Origin of the sequence: Sphingobacterium sp. B16(2022) (genome assembly GCF_012030425.1) — a bacterium.
Lineage (GTDB): Bacteria > Bacteroidota > Bacteroidia > Sphingobacteriales > Sphingobacteriaceae > Sphingobacterium > Sphingobacterium anhuiense.
This window is the reverse complement of record NZ_JAAUVN010000002.1, coordinates 780,331-796,208: the sequence shown is the minus strand read 5'-3', so window position 1 is coordinate 796,208 and position 15,878 is coordinate 780,331. Positions and strand designations below refer to the sequence as shown.

General features: G+C 37.1%; 10 protein-coding genes. 4 read left to right on the top strand and 6 right to left on the bottom strand.

Annotated features, from left to right (window positions below; genetic code table 11):
- Window positions 1-25 precede the first annotated feature (25 nt).
- On the bottom strand, window positions 26-1,069 hold the full coding sequence (locus HCX49_RS13580; RefSeq protein WP_168127377.1) for a fatty acid desaturase: 1,044 nt from the start codon (window positions 1,067-1,069) through the stop codon (window positions 26-28).
- Between the two features lie 326 nt (window positions 1,070-1,395).
- Here HCX49_RS13580 and HCX49_RS13575 point away from each other — a divergent pair, with 326 nt between their 5' ends.
- Complete coding sequence (locus HCX49_RS13575) at window positions 1,396-1,755, top strand: lipocalin-like domain-containing protein (protein WP_168127376.1); 360 nt, start codon at window positions 1,396-1,398, stop codon at window positions 1,753-1,755.
- Between the two features lie 309 nt (window positions 1,756-2,064).
- Here the strand turns inward: HCX49_RS13575 and HCX49_RS13570 are convergent, their stop codons facing one another.
- Window positions 2,065-4,575 carry a hypothetical protein gene (locus HCX49_RS13570; protein WP_206368461.1) on the bottom strand — a complete coding sequence of 837 codons (2,511 nt, stop codon included), beginning with the start codon at window positions 4,573-4,575 and terminating at the stop codon, window positions 2,065-2,067.
- A gap of 190 nt (window positions 4,576-4,765) precedes the next feature.
- Here HCX49_RS13570 and HCX49_RS13565 point away from each other — a divergent pair, with 190 nt between their 5' ends.
- Window positions 4,766-6,079, top strand: a complete 1,314-nt coding sequence (locus HCX49_RS13565) for a hypothetical protein (RefSeq protein ID WP_168127375.1) — start codon at window positions 4,766-4,768, stop codon at window positions 6,077-6,079.
- A 104-nt stretch (window positions 6,080-6,183) separates the two neighbouring features.
- Here the strand turns inward: HCX49_RS13565 and HCX49_RS13560 are convergent, their stop codons facing one another.
- Window positions 6,184-7,233, bottom strand: coding sequence for an alpha-L-fucosidase (locus HCX49_RS13560; RefSeq protein WP_168127374.1), 1,050 nt, complete (start codon window positions 7,231-7,233; stop codon window positions 6,184-6,186).
- 309 nt (window positions 7,234-7,542) lie between these two features.
- Here HCX49_RS13560 and HCX49_RS13555 point away from each other — a divergent pair, with 309 nt between their 5' ends.
- Both HCX49_RS13555 and HCX49_RS13550 read left to right on the top strand, forming a co-directional pair.
- Window positions 7,543-8,529: a PliI family lysozyme inhibitor of I-type lysozyme gene (locus HCX49_RS13555; protein WP_132841978.1), complete on the top strand. Its 987-nt coding sequence runs from the start codon at window positions 7,543-7,545 to the stop codon at window positions 8,527-8,529.
- Window positions 8,530-8,597: 68 nt separating this feature from the next.
- Complete coding sequence (locus tag HCX49_RS13550) at window positions 8,598-9,089, top strand: hypothetical protein (protein ID WP_132841976.1); 492 nt, start codon at window positions 8,598-8,600, stop codon at window positions 9,087-9,089.
- 192 nt (window positions 9,090-9,281) lie between these two features.
- On the opposite strand, the gene HCX49_RS13545 is transcribed toward HCX49_RS13550, so the two are convergent.
- From HCX49_RS13545 to HCX49_RS13535, 3 genes are all read right to left on the bottom strand, one after another.
- Complete coding sequence (locus HCX49_RS13545) at window positions 9,282-11,111, bottom strand: right-handed parallel beta-helix repeat-containing protein (RefSeq protein WP_168127373.1); 1,830 nt, start codon at window positions 11,109-11,111, stop codon at window positions 9,282-9,284.
- Window positions 11,112-11,290: 179 nt separating this feature from the next.
- The gene (locus tag HCX49_RS13540) at window positions 11,291-12,196 is read right to left on the bottom strand and encodes an alkaline phosphatase family protein (protein ID WP_206368459.1); all 906 of its coding nucleotides are present in this window, start codon (window positions 12,194-12,196) and stop codon (window positions 11,291-11,293) included.
- A gap of 403 nt (window positions 12,197-12,599) precedes the next feature.
- A complete protein-coding gene (locus HCX49_RS13535) occupies window positions 12,600-15,833 on the bottom strand; it encodes a sugar-binding domain-containing protein (protein ID WP_168127371.1) in 3,234 nt (1,077 codons plus the stop codon).
- Window positions 15,834-15,878: the final 45 nt, after the last annotated feature.

Here is a 15,878-nt window from a genome sequence, read left to right as displayed (position 1 = left end):
TTCGCAATTCATAGACTTATAAAAGCTAACTTATTTCATTAAAACGATTTGCTCTTCTAAATGTTCCCATATCATTAAAACGGACACCATGTGCTTTCATGATTTCATGTGCTTTTTTACGGGCGATATGCCTTACATAGAACGATTCATTAACGACAAAATGATGAATACCATGTGTCCATCCGAAAAAGAAACAGAATATCTGAAATGGATAAGTCCACCAAACGGTTAGTATCTGCGTCTGTTCGATTACGTTTCCTTTTTCTACATCTCCAAAATAATGTAAATTTGAAGTGATAAAATGGAGACAGAACTGGCGCAATAAATTTGGTAATAGGATAATATAAATAATAGGACTACACCAACTTAATATTGATTTAATCATTGCTGGAAAAACGAAGCCTATTTCAAATTTTCGATTTAAAAAGTCAAGTAATAAATCTGCACCAAAGAAATACAAAATTAGATGTGAAACGATGGTCAGAGGAATTAATCCAAAGACACCGCACAGTTTAAGTTTATGAGCAGTTTCAAATTTCAAATTGCCATTGTCTACTTCACGTTTAATATCAGAGAATAATCCTCTGACGCGAAGTAAATTTCCTAAAACCAAATCCGGAGTAAACAAAAGACGTTTCAATGTCCATTTTTCACCATTAGTAACACCTCTTTCTTCGACATCATGTAAGGTACCCGAAAAACGATGGTGATGTAAATGCAGTGTGCGCCTAAACCAAGGATTTAAAGTAAGAGGTCTTAAGATCCATACAGAAAATAACATCACATTATGAATGGCTTTATTACCTTTAAAGTACATGTAATGAATTAAATCATGTTCCAATTCATGCAAAACGCCAAACAAAAATGCATTTACTACGATTAAGATCCAAGCTGGAACAACATCAATATACCACAGATATCCCAACAGTAGACTCACGCCCACACAGAGCAAAAAAATGCTGAGTCCGATCGCATTTTGGTATTTTAGCAAAGGATATTTAGATTTTAATGCTTTATAAGACTCAATTATCTCTTTTCTGATTTTACTTGTCCGTTCTTGATGCGTCACAATTTTCTCACTTAAAATTTCCTTGCAAGATACCTAATCTTGGACAAATAAATGGTTTTAAGCTCAAAAGCAAACACAGAGCTGACATAAGCTGATGTTTAAAACACTCTAACATTACCTTTGAAGTGTTTCTTTTCTTTATTTTCCATGAGCTGCACTTAAGGGGAAATAAACTGCAGTTTCAATTTTTCATTTCACAACTGTAAAATACTGTAAATCATACAGTTACCAGGAAAAACTAAATGATATCTTATTCAAATATATTAAGATTCATATAAGAAAATTAAAGTAAAAATCTTAAATTGCCTATACAATTTATGCAATCTATGAAAACTTTACTTACACTTATTCTTTGTTTGACTAGCTTATTAAGCTATAGTCAAACCTCAAAAGAGCTCATCGGAAAATGGAAACTTGTCAAAGAGACTAAAAATGGTGTCGTGACAAATCCAAAAGAAACCTACCAAATATTTATGGAAGGGGGAACATTTAAAGGAGTTAGCGGAGAAAATTCCCGTAAAGGAAAATGGAAACTTTCTGATGACAATAAATCACTTACAATTAAAATCAGCATCATTTCTATAACTTTCAAAGTAGATCAATTCGATGCTAAAAAAAGGGTGATCAGCAATGACAAAACCGGAACATTAGAATATGAAAAAGTTTCGGACAATCCGGAAGAATAATTAATATCCAAGAATATATCGTTTCTAGGAAGTCACTAAAAGAAAGTTTTTATTGAACACAAAATAATCTTGTCCGTCAGCAAATCTGTTGTCGGTGTACTATTTTCTTTTTTAGGTCATAAAATCTTTTATGATATAAAAAGACCATAAAATACGTAAGCACTTGCAAATAGTAATAGTCTTATATAAATAGATTTAAGTGATCTTAAGCCATTTAATATGTTACGGATATTAATAAATTTTGTTTTAATCCATATTCTCAGTTACAGGATGATAATCTTCCTATAACTGAAAATAGAATTATGCATATTATTTATAATCTAACAAAGCTGTCGCCTCACAATTTTGATCACTTACAAAGCGGATCCATCTTGCTTGGAAGTCTTTCGGAAAATCAAATTTGAGTGTCTGTCCATTTTTCACCGCTAGTGTTTTAAAAGTCATCCAATTATCATCTCCACCAGGGTCAACCTCTAATGTTATATTGACAGTTCCCTTTGCATTATGCGAGAGCGCTAATGATTTATGGTCATAAAAACCAATCAGGTAAGGATCTGAAGAAGTTCCTTTTTGAACGGCAGTTTTGTACCAAGGCCCGCCATGCCCTTTTGGTTTACCCAACTTCAAAAGATCATCAATGGCACCTGCCCATACCGCAGCTTTTTTATCAGTTGAAACAAAGATGTGCTCTGAATTGGATTTTGCTTTTTCCAGATCTAACCCCGTCATGATCAGCATACCGCGATAAGAAGCGTAATCATTGATTTTCAGATTGTGTGATGATACAGGACGTATTTTTGCATATCCATCTGCATTTTCAGCAGGAAGTTCATAAAATGTACCGTGCAGATTAAACAAATCGCGCTCGGTTGCAACTTCTCTACAGATCCGCAGTGCTCCATCATTGGTCAATGATGTAAATGAATCGTCTCCTAACGGCAGTCTCCAACGGCGTCCTTTGTCATCGACTATCAAAGCCGATGATGGTTCAATATTGACAACCTGCTGTGGGATGCTGTACTTTGTTTCGATTAACTGTTCCGTTTTTGCATCCGATTTTGGAACTAAATTGAATTTATCATCCATTTCATAATAGCCGACTTTCTCCTTCTGTCCCTTATGATTATAATCGTATGCTAATAAGCCTAAACTTCTGCGATTTTGCCCCAAACTGTACAAAAGACCACCGGAAAACTCTCTATCTGTAGATATACCTGTAAATATTTTATCCGCTTTTGTTTCACGCTTATCTGCATCGTGATAGTTAAAATGCACACTTAACTGAGCATCTTGGTCTGATTTGAGACGAATCCACTCGCCCTGCTCTTTTGAGGAGAAAGATTTATGAAGCGTTTCACCTGCTCTTAGGGGATATTCTCCTATTTTAGACCATTTACCATCCCCGTTCAGATCGACCTCTGCCGTCAGTACAATAGACTTATCACTGTGGTTGTGCATCCATGATGAACGGCTGCTCCAGCCTACGAACAACATCGGATCGGAGTACACGCCAGCTTTTACATCGTCCTGTTGCCATACTGAACCTTCTGAGGCGTTTGGTCCTAAATGATCAATCGTACTGCGATCGGTAAACCAAAGATTGGAATGTGACTGCCCAGGTCCTTCCAAGTTTCCCTTTGCTTTTCTTTTATTTAAAAATTCCTTTTGTGCAGAGTCGTCGGTACCAAAGACAAGTTTATCGTTCCATCTTGTGAAATCACCAATTACTTTTAGATAAGCTGACTTAGGACGTATTCCTGCTGTCGTGTTATTAGTAAATGTCCCCGGGAATGACCAGAACATACCGTGCATAGTCATGATATAATCGTTCTGTCCTTCTTTTCCGACATTACGAATACGAGGCCACTCGGTATTCCAACCATGAGCACCATCGTAACTACGGCTTGCTTTTGGCAATCTAAAAAAGGTCCATTGTCCCGCTCCTCTTACACCTAGCAAAATAGATTTATGGTCCCAACCTGTTGCCCATATAGCATCTGTCTGTGGATTTGCATTTCCTTCCACACCTCCAGGTCCTGTCACTTCAACGAACTGATTTCGACGGATAACTTTCCAATTAGTTCCATCCCATTCTGATAAACTTCCAGAAGGTGTATCAAATTGTGTAAGCGCTTTATCTCCATATTCGCCATTATTACTATAAACCAATACGCCTTGCCCAGAATACAATCCTTTGCCGTGATACCCGGGTAAGTTTGCTGTTGGAACATTGCGCCTGTCAGAGGGTTTTAGATTGGTATCTGAATAGAGCCATTTCACATTTAAGCTCTTTACATCGACCTCGTAAAATCCTTCCTCCATAGTACCGTAGAAGATCTTATTGGCAGGATCTGTCAAGTGACGTGCATTTCCTGTAAGCCGGCCGGGCATTTCTTTATTTGGGATAACTCGTACTTCACCTGTTCCGCTGATGGCATAGGGGCCCATAAAAAGTTGCTTGCTTTCTTTATGGATCATGCGATTGGCAGGAGTACCGCCAATGCTTTCTTTACGAACATTCTGATTGAGGTTGGCATCAATTTCATACAATTTATCTGAAGATCCGTGCGGTAAATGAGGCCCATAAGTAATCGCCCAAAGCTTACCAGCCCATGGCATAACAGCTCCAGTACCAGCCTCCCCTTCTTCGTTATACATCGCCAAATGTGGATAAATACCACTTACAGATTTATAGCTTTGTTTTTGTTGCGCATGTGCATTTTGATAAACCAGTGCACCTGAAAAGATTAAAGCAAAAGTTACCTTATTCTTCCAAGAAACGATTCGATTTTTCGTTAATTCAGTCATTGAGTGATTCATGTATTAAAGTGGCTTATAATAAAAGTTTTTAATTCTTATATTTGGTTTGTACTAATCAGGATATAACGCATGGAACGATCATCCTACGAGCAAAATTAATTAAGATTATCCTGATTAAGGAAGCCATTTCTGTACAAACAAAAACCATTATTAACAACAACTTAATATCCTTATTACCAATAAATTAATCATGAGTAAAAACAACTTTGGACAAGACAAAATTGGTAATGACTTCAGATTGTTGGAGCTTTGTTGTCAAGAGGTTGCTTCCAAATTTGGAAAGACGAAAAGTGAACTATGGAAGAATAGTGATTATGTTCAATTGAGTGCACAGCTGAGGCGGGAAACGAAAGTACTGATCAGTGAAAACACGTTAAAAAGAATCTTTGGAAAACTCAAAACGACTGAACGTTATTATCCACAAAAAGCGACAAGAGACGCTCTTGCTGCATTTGTCGGATTCCGGGATTGGCAGGAGTTTGAGAAAGTCCAAAATGCTAAAGAAACTTTCGAACCTTTGGAAGTTGCCGATAATAGAATAGCTCCTGAAACGAAAACAAATGAAATAAGTCCATCAAAAAAAACAGGTGTTAATCGTCTCTTTATTTTTGCGTGTTTAGTTGCTCTCGTACTGCTGACTGCTGTTTGGACATGGTGGCCAAGAAGTGAAAAAAATCCAGCTGTTTATTTGAAATGTCTGAATCCGGAGGGCCATACCCCACACTCGGCAATATTTAAACTTATACCAAAAGACGATGAACATATCCGTTTATCAGACTACGAAATTGAATTTAAAGATGGAAAACGGGGCCGGTCTAGATTTTCAGACAGCACTTTAATACATTACTACGAATTACCTGGAGTTTATTTTCCTATACTATATTATAAAAATAGAATAATCGATACAGCAAGAGTTTTTTTAGCTACTGATGGTTGGGAGGCTACTGCTCAGATCCAATATGACACCACCCGTGTTTATCCAATTTTATTACCCAAAAGTATTAATCGGCAGATTCCCCCTAACCTTAGTATTCACCAAATATTAACCGCTGGAGTTGATACCGTACGTACTTTTTTCACACATTATGCAAACATGCAACCAACAGCAATATCTGGCGATAATATGATGCTGGAGGCTTTCATTACAACTTCTAAAGAAAGACCCGGAGTAAGGTGTTCTCAGGTGGATATTACGTTATATGGAGAAAAAGACCGGCACGAATTATCACTTATGAAACCCGAATGTACGGCATGGAGCTCATACAAGTTTTCGGAGAAGTATAAAAGTGGCAAATCTGAAGATTTACGGACCTTAGGACATAATCTTTCTAATGGAGGACATATTAAGCTCACTATTATCAACAAAGTGGTTACGCTATATATTGAAGGTCAAAAAGTATTTCAAACCCATTATGAAAACTCAATCGGCAATATCTTAGGTGCCAATCTTATGTTTTCCGGAATAGGTAAATTTTCTAATTTCAAAATGGAAAGTCTGCCTTAGGTAATATACGATGCTATAAAAAAACATCATCAAAGAAGACCCATAGTAGTCGCTATGTCCCTTCTTTGATGATGTCAATTCCTTTGGTTAGATAAAATATGTTATTAAAACCCTAGATTTACTTTTAGTTTTTGCAGTACATCAACGTCAGTATCTTTGACACGACCTTCACGATTTGGACCTACGTTTAGAATCAAAATATTATCCTGGGCAGTTGCTTTATGATATAGATCGGCTAGTTCTGCAACAGGACGAGGCGTATTATCATCCGTATGGTAAAACCATCTTTTTCCCAAAACTACTGTTGTTTCAAACGGCATATAATAAACCTGCCCTTGGTTAACAAATAATTTTGGATCTGGATCTTTAGGAAGATAGGGATCCCCTAAGCGGAAATCACTCGGAAAATAACGGATCGGGAAGTACTCCTGCTGGTCATTTGGAAGTACAGGATGCTGGTCAACATTTTTTGGAGAACCGATGGTCCAATTAACTCCTACTTGACATTGCGGCGCACGCTCTTTTACATTTGAATAAAGTTGCTGAATAGGCCAACGGTAATTTTCTTTTTCCCAACCTCCATCTAACCATAACTCGACCACTTTAGTATGTTTCTGCGCCAGCTCCAGTAGTTCATTGATTTGGTTCAGCATATATTTATTGTAGGCAAAGTCTGCTTTAACATTCTTTACATCTCCATTTTCTTTCCGGTCCCATAGTGAATAATAAAGTCCTAAACGGATACCTTGTTCCTCACACTCTTTAGCTATAGCTGCTACAACATTTGTTTTATTACCAGAATTGGCAACATCATACTCCGTATATTTACTATCCCAAAGACAGAAACCATCATGATGTTTGGCAACTAGGATAATATATTTCATTCCCGAATTTTTGGCTGTAGCTACCCACTGCTTCGCGTCGATTGTGGTTGGACTATAAGAGGAGGCTGGTTTTGATCCATCTGTCCATTCCTCATTATGAAAAGTATTGATACCAAAATGCACGAACATGCCATATTTACGCTTGATTTGCTCCAACTGATATTTGCTAGGCTGTGCAGATGATGCCGGCACATGTACCTTTGATTGCCCAAAGGTATAGGAACCTATCGCTAAAAGCATCAACACGAGGATGTTTTTCTTATTGATCATAATTTATTTTGAATGCTAAATTTTAAATCGTTTATAATTTCTACTTGAGCGTAAGAAAATTTGTAACATTATGGCAGATACCATCAATCATTTTTTTATCTCAGGCAATCATTGATAATCAGGATAAAGTTAGTCGGATAGAAAACAATTAAATGAAACTATATTAACCCGTTATAATGCTATATTATCCGATCTTCAATAATACAGGCTACAGGGAATTTTAAAATCATGATATTTCTATGTTTCTTCATTTATACATCAGTTTGGTCGGCCTTTTGCTATATTAAAGTAACTATAAAATCACATCAAATGTATATTCTAAAAAGCATGATTGTGTCCGGATTTTTCCTTTTGACACTTAACAGCTGTAATCAACCAACTTCCAAAACCCAAGCCCCGGCAGCACCGTCCGAAACGGCACCAACATTAACCATTGATGGCAATTATGTTACTGCTGAATATGATAAAAGAGCGGAGGGATTTGACTGGGTTGGTGTTACTATTAAAAGCGAACAGGACAGCAGCATTACGATACAGGTTAGGTCCCGTGCCGACAATAAAAAACCGACTTGTACACTTGATGCGAAAGCAACGAAAACAAAAGATAATACATACAGAGCAACTTTAGAAGGGAAAGCAGTATTATTTGCATTTGATGCAACTAGTTTGACGATTACACCAGAAAATCCTGCTGATGCAGCAGTATTAAATTTCTACTGTTCAGGTGGAGGATCTTTAGCTGGAACATACAAGAAAAATGCTGAAGCACTGGATCCAACGCAAATAGATAAAACCTCCTATCAAAAAACTTTAAGTCTTCAAGGTATCACTTTCGATATACAAAGTATCAACAAAGATGGAAAAGAACAATTAAGTATTACTCCTGCCGGTCTTAGTGTTGACAACCAAATCGTAACTCATGATATCACTGGAGAGACAGTTTTAAATGCAGAAATAGAAGATATGAATAGCGATGGATATCCAGAATTACTTATTTATACGCAATCTCATGGCAGTGGAAGTTATGGAAATGTAATTGGCTATTCCGTTAATAACGGTAAATCGATGAGTACAATATTCTTTCCCTCAGTATCTGAAAACGCTAAGATAAATCAAGGTTATCAAGGGCATGATGAGTTCGCTATGGTAGAAACATCTCTGGCACAGCGTTTCCCGATATATAAAGATCGTGATACAAATGCAAAACCAACAGGTAAAACACGTCAAATCGAGTATGAACTAAAAGATGGAGAGGCTTCCCGAAAATTGGTAGTCAAGAAGGTTAGCGAATTTTAATTTTTTTTCATTTAGACGTAGTTTGGTCGGCCTTTTGCTATACTAAAGCAACTATAAAATCACTTCAAATGTATATTCTAAAAAGCATGATTGTGTCCGGATTTTTCCTTTTGACACTCAGTAGCTGCAATCAACCAACTTCCAAAACCCAAGCACCGGCAGCAGCGACTGAAACGGCTCCTGCATTAACCATAGACGGTAATTATGTAACTGCTGAATATGATAAAAGAAGAGAGGGATTTGACTGGGTTGGTGTCACGATTAAAAGCGAACAGGACAGCAGTATCACGATACAGGTGAGATCTCGTGCTGACAAGAAAAAACCGACTTGTACACTTGATAAAAATGCAACCAAAATTAAAGAGGGAGTTTATCAGGCCTCACTTCAAGGAAAGAATGTATTATTTACTTTCGATGGTACTTCTTTAACGATAGCACCAGAAAAATCTGAAGATGATGGAGTTTTAAATTATTACTGCTCGGGTGGCGGATCGCTAGCAGGCACTTATAAAAGGATTACTGAAGCATTAGATGCTACGCAGGTTGATAGTCTTAAATAAGATAAAATTTATAAAAAGCAAAGCGGGCTGGAATTATTTCAGCCCGCTTTGCTTTTTATAGTGTATTTCCTTTGGCATACAGTTCATAAAATACAATAGTTGCATTAATATTGTTTCTACAAAATAAACAACCCACACATTTACATTCAATCACAATTGCCTAAATATTTTACAAACTGGATCCTATTCTTATTAACGTATTTTAAGATCTGTCTTAACATCACTTTTACTCATATTATGGATACCTAGTGACAAATCATCTCCTGCTGTCGCTGTATTATTTTTGATCACCACATGCTGGCAGTTATCCAATACGATGGCTGGAATAGTCTGGTTTGAATCTACAGCTAAAGGAAAATTAGAAGTACTAACTGCTATCCGATTTCTTTCAAATTGAAGACCATCAACACTTTTTGCCCGTAACACATAAGGAGAAAAAACCTTAAAGTCATTGTCAAGAATGTTTATATTACGGTGAACATAATGTCCTTTTAGCTGCACTTTGTTTTCAGGAAGGATGGCGATTGCATAATTAAATCCAGGTAGATTGTAGCCACATTCAACAAATGAATTATTTTTAATGGTCACATCGCTAACAGCCCCTGACTCAAACCAGCTGTTCACATCTCCTGCGATCAAAATACCGTGCATCCCTGTCCGGTAAAATATATTACCTTCAATATGTACCTTACGTGGAGTTGTTACCAATATCCCCCTTGCATTAGTCCGTTCAAATCGACTGTTACGAATATCGACTTCGGGCGTCCATGTTAAGTTTTCAACGGCATCGCCAATTTTTGTATTTGTAGGTATACTACCATTCAATTTCAATCGAATTTTAGTTAAAGATAATGTTTCAATACCTGTAACCGTTAACTGTCCCAATGGTTGTATAGCCTCTCTACTCACAATACTAATCGTATCATGAAGTGTAAAAGCATCAAAGCCGTAAGATTGATGATGTTTAAATTCGACTATTAATTCTTTCGGAGATACAATTTCAGCGATCTGTAGATATGTTCCGTGAACATTGATCGGATCATCATGCAGGCCTTTAAAATGACAGTTGGAAACTTTGATCTTCCCTTTGCAACCCGAAAACTGCATCCCGTCAGCAAAAGCAGCAATAGACCTTCCTTTAACGGGCACGACTTTTACTTGTTCATAATCCAGATTTTCGGAAAACTGAGAGGTAATACCAATGCCATGCATATAGTTCATGGTGAGATTAAAGAGTTTGATGTTTTTAGACCGATAGATAAATCCCCCAACTTCGTCCCGAACAGTATTACGCATACTTAATATACCCCCAACTTTATAATCAGCCTTTAGTTCCCCCTCAAAACGCAAAATATTGGGTGCTATTTCTTTTACTCTGGCCTTGGCTAATGGTTCATATTTACTATAAAGACTTATCCCCTGTGCCGTATCTACCATCATCGTGTGTAAATGGTCTCCGGGTGTCCAACCCTCCCCATACCAAAATAACTTATTATTCTTGAGCGTGTAGGTCGATGTGGGATTTACTTGAGCGACCAGATATCCTGCACCTACTTCTTTTATGGTCATTTCGGACATCGTAGGTCGTTCAAAGGTAATAGTCAGATCCTGCAAACGAATATTCTGACTTCGGATAATGGAAAATGTAGTCATTTTACCATAGAATACAAATTCGGCACCATTTCCTTCTACCACCAGATCATGCATATCTTCTATTAACATTCCGATATGTTTGGTTTTATCTGGCCATTCTGTTTCTGAGGAACTATTGGTAATATATAATTTTCTTTGCGCAGCTTTCTCAGGCCAAAAATCATAACGTCCCGGTTGTAAGACAAGTTTCTTCGCTTTTTTATCTTTACACTGCTTTAACACCTGTTGCATCGCAGCAGATACATCTACAAATGTATTGGGTTGTAGGCCATGCTCATTTGCTTGAATTGTCTGCGCAAGTGCTCCATGACCAACCGTTACAAAGAATACCATCAAAAAAAGAATCGCCTGGCCCAATATTTTATTCATATAGTGTTTCTCCAATTACTTCTAAAATAGCGCTTTCCACTAAAAGTAAAAGACACTATTTTACCATCTATTAGTGCTATGTTGACATTAAAACATGCCCATTTAACATAAACATCAAAAAAAGCCAGTTAAAGAAAATGGATTTCCTTTGACTGGCTTTCATCACTATAACTATTTCTCTATTTAAACACAGATTCCAGCACTTCCCCTGTCCACGCTAAGGGCTTTTTAAGTCCAAACAAATGCAAGATCATAGCTGCCGTATTTACCGTATTGTTAGGTTCTTCAATTTTTAATCCTTTCTTAATTTTTGGTCCTATAACTCCCCATGGTACGATCATCTCATCGACACTTACACCGCCATGTCCATATTCAATACCACCATGATCTGATAAGAACATAAAATTGGTGCCCTCATATAGACCTTCTTTTTTCATTTTCTCTAAAAATATGCCTATTTGCACGTCAGCTTCTTCAATCGATTTGATGTATTCTGGAGACATCCATTTATGACTATGCCCGGCATGATCGGTATGTACTGAGTAAAGGAATACAAGGGTTGGATCTTTCTTATTTTTCACAATAAAATTAAATGCTTTATCGTAATTTTCAATATAGGCATCATCTTTTAAGTAGCTAACTTCATCAAAATTTTTCTGATTATGCGGGTAGAAGAGATTAATCCAGTTATAGTAAAAGGCAGTTTTAACATTTGGCATTTGTTCTTTGACAACGGTAAATACAGAAGGGTAATAGCCCTGAGCATCTTTTACCACTGCCGGTAACTTAAATTTATCGATCTGCCAGCCATTATCTACTACTCCGTGCTGTTCTGGCCCACTTCCAGTAAGATGACTGGTCCAATTTGGAAGGGTTACGGAAGGCATGACCCCCCTAGTAGTCATCGATAATGCTCCTTCTGCCATTAAAGCATCAAGATTTGGTGTATGTGCCTGCTTGAATCCTTCGACAGAAATTCCGTCCAATGCGATCATTACTATTCGCTTACTTTTAGGTCCACCAGCTAGCGCTGTACAAACAGTGGTCAAAATCAACAATAAATTAATTGCGATAATTTTTTTCATTTTCATCATAAATATTTGGTTCTTTAATTACGTTAATTGCCATTAATTGTAGTTCTTCCCATTATTAAATCATTCCACTTAAAGATGTAAATAGCATACAAAAAACAACATGGATTAATTTCAAATTTATAAACAAAAATTTAACATAAGTAAACTCTAATGTAAATTTTATATTAATAAACAGTCAATTACATATTAAAAAACACAAAATGTTTAGCAAAACTAAATACAACATCTATCTGTTGACGTATTACAAGGTGCTCCACTGATTTAAATTTCGTTATCAAATAGGTTAATATATGATAATTTTTAATCGAGATATCCATTTTGACATATCATAAATGGATGATACGTAAAAAGGCCTTCCGAATAGGAAGGCCTTTTTATAACACGTTGATATATATTATTCGACATCTTCAACAAGCGACAGCTTAGAAAGCATAATATTAGGTCCTTTCGTTCCTTTTATCTTAAGCTTTAAGTTGCCATCGTTAGAATCTTCTCGCATTACATGAAGTTTAACCCATTTACCCTCTTTATCATGGCGTGTGAGTGTATAGTCACGTCCTTCGAAATTGATATCTGCCTCACGCCCATTACTATTCCAGTCATGGAAAAACAGATAAAGAGAACCGATCATGCCTTGCGGTACTTTTAGGTCTACCTCTATTTCCTTTCCCTGCCAAGCGGCACTTGTTTCGTCCTTCCAAACACCATCTGCTTTAACAGTATAGGTTGTCCCCTTTTTACTCTCACTCTGATCTAGATCTTTAGTCCAGTCAATATTTTGATTGATTTTCTTAGACAATTTACCTGCTTCTACATATAAAACTGCCTTTGAAAATTCAGAGGGTACAGCTGTCTTTAAGGGCTCGATATAAGTAAACGTTTTACGTAACAAAGAAGCATCACGACCGTAACTAGGATCAAAATCGTCTGAAGCTGCGTAAGCTAATAAGCTTGAACGAAGTTGCTGACTTACAATATTTTTTTCATCTTGTATATTAAAACCTGTCACCAATAACTTTCCATTACCCACTTTCAGTTCAAATATAGATGCCAATTTATTATTTCTATGAAAATCATCTACAGGTTGTGCCAATGGTCTGTATGAGGCAGGAAACTCATTGATATAAAATGCTCTTGCTCCACCATAAATATGCTGCCACTGCCAGTCACTATGTGAATCTGTAGGAAAACTTTTGAATGCAGGATGCTTATCTCTTACGATCATACCAATGGTATTTTTCCCTTGTCCCGGGAAGAACGTTAATGACCAGTACAATGGATAATAACTGATGATATCAGAGCTCTCTAAGTTTCCAAGATCGGAAGCATCCAGTAATACCGTCCCTCCATTTTTAAGGACTTCTTCAGTTTTTGCATCAAACCTATTTGCAACATAGACCTTTTTCGTTTCCTCCTTTTTAACTGTAGGATATACCCATATTTGCCATTCATTTTTATTGGCTCGATTTTCTAAACCTACTTCGATTGTCAATTTACCCGCTTTTTGAACCGCAGATAAATTAGTTTTAATTTCACCAACGAGATCTGAACTTCCTCTAGCAAATGTTCTTTTTGCAAAGGTACCTTTTGCAATTACACGACTCTCTTCATCTTTGATACTCCAGTAGATACCATCCTGTATATCGGTTGATCCATAATGTGCCAGTTGCACTTTGGCTAAAAATGGTTCTTCGGCCTTCCATACAAATTTGGGTATACGCAAGAGGGTAACAGTGGTATCATTATGCATTCTAAATTTATCGGGTGTTGTGATTCCCTTACTATCGTAAAATACGTCCAACCAGCCTATCAGTGCTTCGCCTTGACCTTGATAATCCTGCATACTTAACAACTGTATACCTGCCGCAGACGGTGTTCGTAAGAAAGATTCGATTTCATGTTTATACATGATTTGATTCAACGCTCCTGATGCCTGAACAAATTCTTCATTCTGTTCCTCAATATTGTTCTTGCGCGCCTGCTCTCTGAATTCTTCAAAATTGCGTGCTTTTAATACTCCGGTATATTTTTTTATCTCATCCCATTTCGGATATACGGGCCACTGCCCAATTTCATGTGCAATGACAGGTATTTTAGACTGACTGTATACTTTTTCAAAATCCCAATCGGTGTGCGCTCCGATTATACCTCGCGTGCCACCAAGCTTATCAATATAATGTGTCGCGATAAACTGGTCCATATCAGTGATCTTACGTGCGGATGAAACTGCGTACAATCTTCTGTTATCATTTTCCTTATAAGGTTTTAACCATGACTCCATCACATCGAAATTTGAATTACCCAACTCATTACCGATAGACATCGTTGCAAAAGATGCATGATTACCATAAGATGCAAACATACGGTAAATCTCTTTCTGCGTGAAAGCATCTGCTGAAGGATTACTGCCCAGCCCTTGTGGTCTACCTTTTGTATTCATCTCTTCACGACCTGGGTTATCTGCGGCCATCCACCAGTCTAACCAGATTACTTCAGGTTGTAGGTATAAGCCTAGACGATCTGCCGCCTGAAATGCGGCTTCAGGAGGACACCAAGAATGAAAACGAACATGATTTAAACCATAATCTTTGTATATTTTAAAGATACGTTCCCATTCTTCAACGTGCATTGCTGGATATCCTGTCAAAGGAAAATGGACACAATCTAGGTTCCCACGAAAGAAAACAGGTTTGCCATTAACCGTAATTTTTGACTTAGACGCTTTGATCTCACGAAACCCTATTTCCATTTCCTTCCTATCCAGTAAATTGCCTTTCCTATCTAGAACTTGAATAGAAAGCGTATACAAATTTGGGTTCATATCATCCCATAATTTCACTAAATCCGGCATCTGCTCTTCTATATCCAATACTTGTCGTACGCCCCGCAGATCAATATTCTTTTTTGTCTCAAAGACTTTATCCTTCGTTTTACGATCTGATAATATAATGGATAGCGAAATATTTCTACTCTTTCCGCCTTCATTTACAAGTGTATCTTTTATCTGTAGTTTTTTTGGAGAGATCTTCGTAAATATTTGTGGATTTTGAAATCTTGTCGCATTTTTAGCAATTAATTCTACCTGACCAACCATTCCATTCCAGATACTCTGTGTGTATTCTGTATAGACGTGACCTTTGTCTCCTATATTATGGATCATATCGTTATTGACACGTACTGTCAAACGATGCTTTCCAGGCGATACATACCCAAGGTCATGAAGATGCGCAGAACTTAACGCATCGTACGTTGCAATTTCTTTATCATCAATAAAAACCTTAGACTCCCACATAACACGTTCTAGGTTTAAATACAAACGTTTATCTTTCCAATTCGCAGGTACAACAAAGTCCATTTGATACCATGCGGGACCGTAATATTTATAAGCTCGGGTCAAGATCCCAAAATCTGAACCCGTAGTTTTTTCACCATACCTGGCCTGATCGGTTGTCCCCGGAATAGTAATACGTTTATCTAAATCTTGCTTTTGCCAACCTTGTGCCAGCCCTACATTTTTTTCATCCAACCGGAAACGCCATACCCCATCCAATTTCTGATGTTCCTGAGCTGTAGCAGAAAAATGTAGCGAAAATAGGAACAGAAAAATCCCTAGGTATTGTTTTATCATAATAATCAGTGAATATAAATTAAACTCTTATTACAAATGTAACCA

Coding starts and splice junctions, on each gene's coding strand:
- HCX49_RS13575 (WP_168127376.1), top strand. CDS start 1,396: ATGAAAACTTTACTTACACTTATTCTTTGTTTGACTAGCTTATTAAGC.
- HCX49_RS13570 (WP_206368461.1), bottom strand. CDS start 4,575: ATGAATCACTCAATGACTGAATTAACGAAAAATCGAATCGTTTCTTGG.
- HCX49_RS13565 (WP_168127375.1), top strand. CDS start 4,766: ATGAGTAAAAACAACTTTGGACAAGACAAAATTGGTAATGACTTCAGA.
- HCX49_RS13560 (WP_168127374.1), bottom strand. CDS start 7,233: ATGATCAATAAGAAAAACATCCTCGTGTTGATGCTTTTAGCGATAGGT.
- HCX49_RS13555 (WP_132841978.1), top strand. CDS start 7,543: ATGTATATTCTAAAAAGCATGATTGTGTCCGGATTTTTCCTTTTGACA.
- HCX49_RS13550 (WP_132841976.1), top strand. CDS start 8,598: ATGTATATTCTAAAAAGCATGATTGTGTCCGGATTTTTCCTTTTGACA.
- HCX49_RS13545 (WP_168127373.1), bottom strand. CDS start 11,111: ATGAATAAAATATTGGGCCAGGCGATTCTTTTTTTGATGGTATTCTTT.
- HCX49_RS13540 (WP_206368459.1), bottom strand. CDS start 12,196: ATGAAAAAAATTATCGCAATTAATTTATTGTTGATTTTGACCACTGTT.
- HCX49_RS13535 (WP_168127371.1), bottom strand. CDS start 15,833: ATGATAAAACAATACCTAGGGATTTTTCTGTTCCTATTTTCGCTACAT.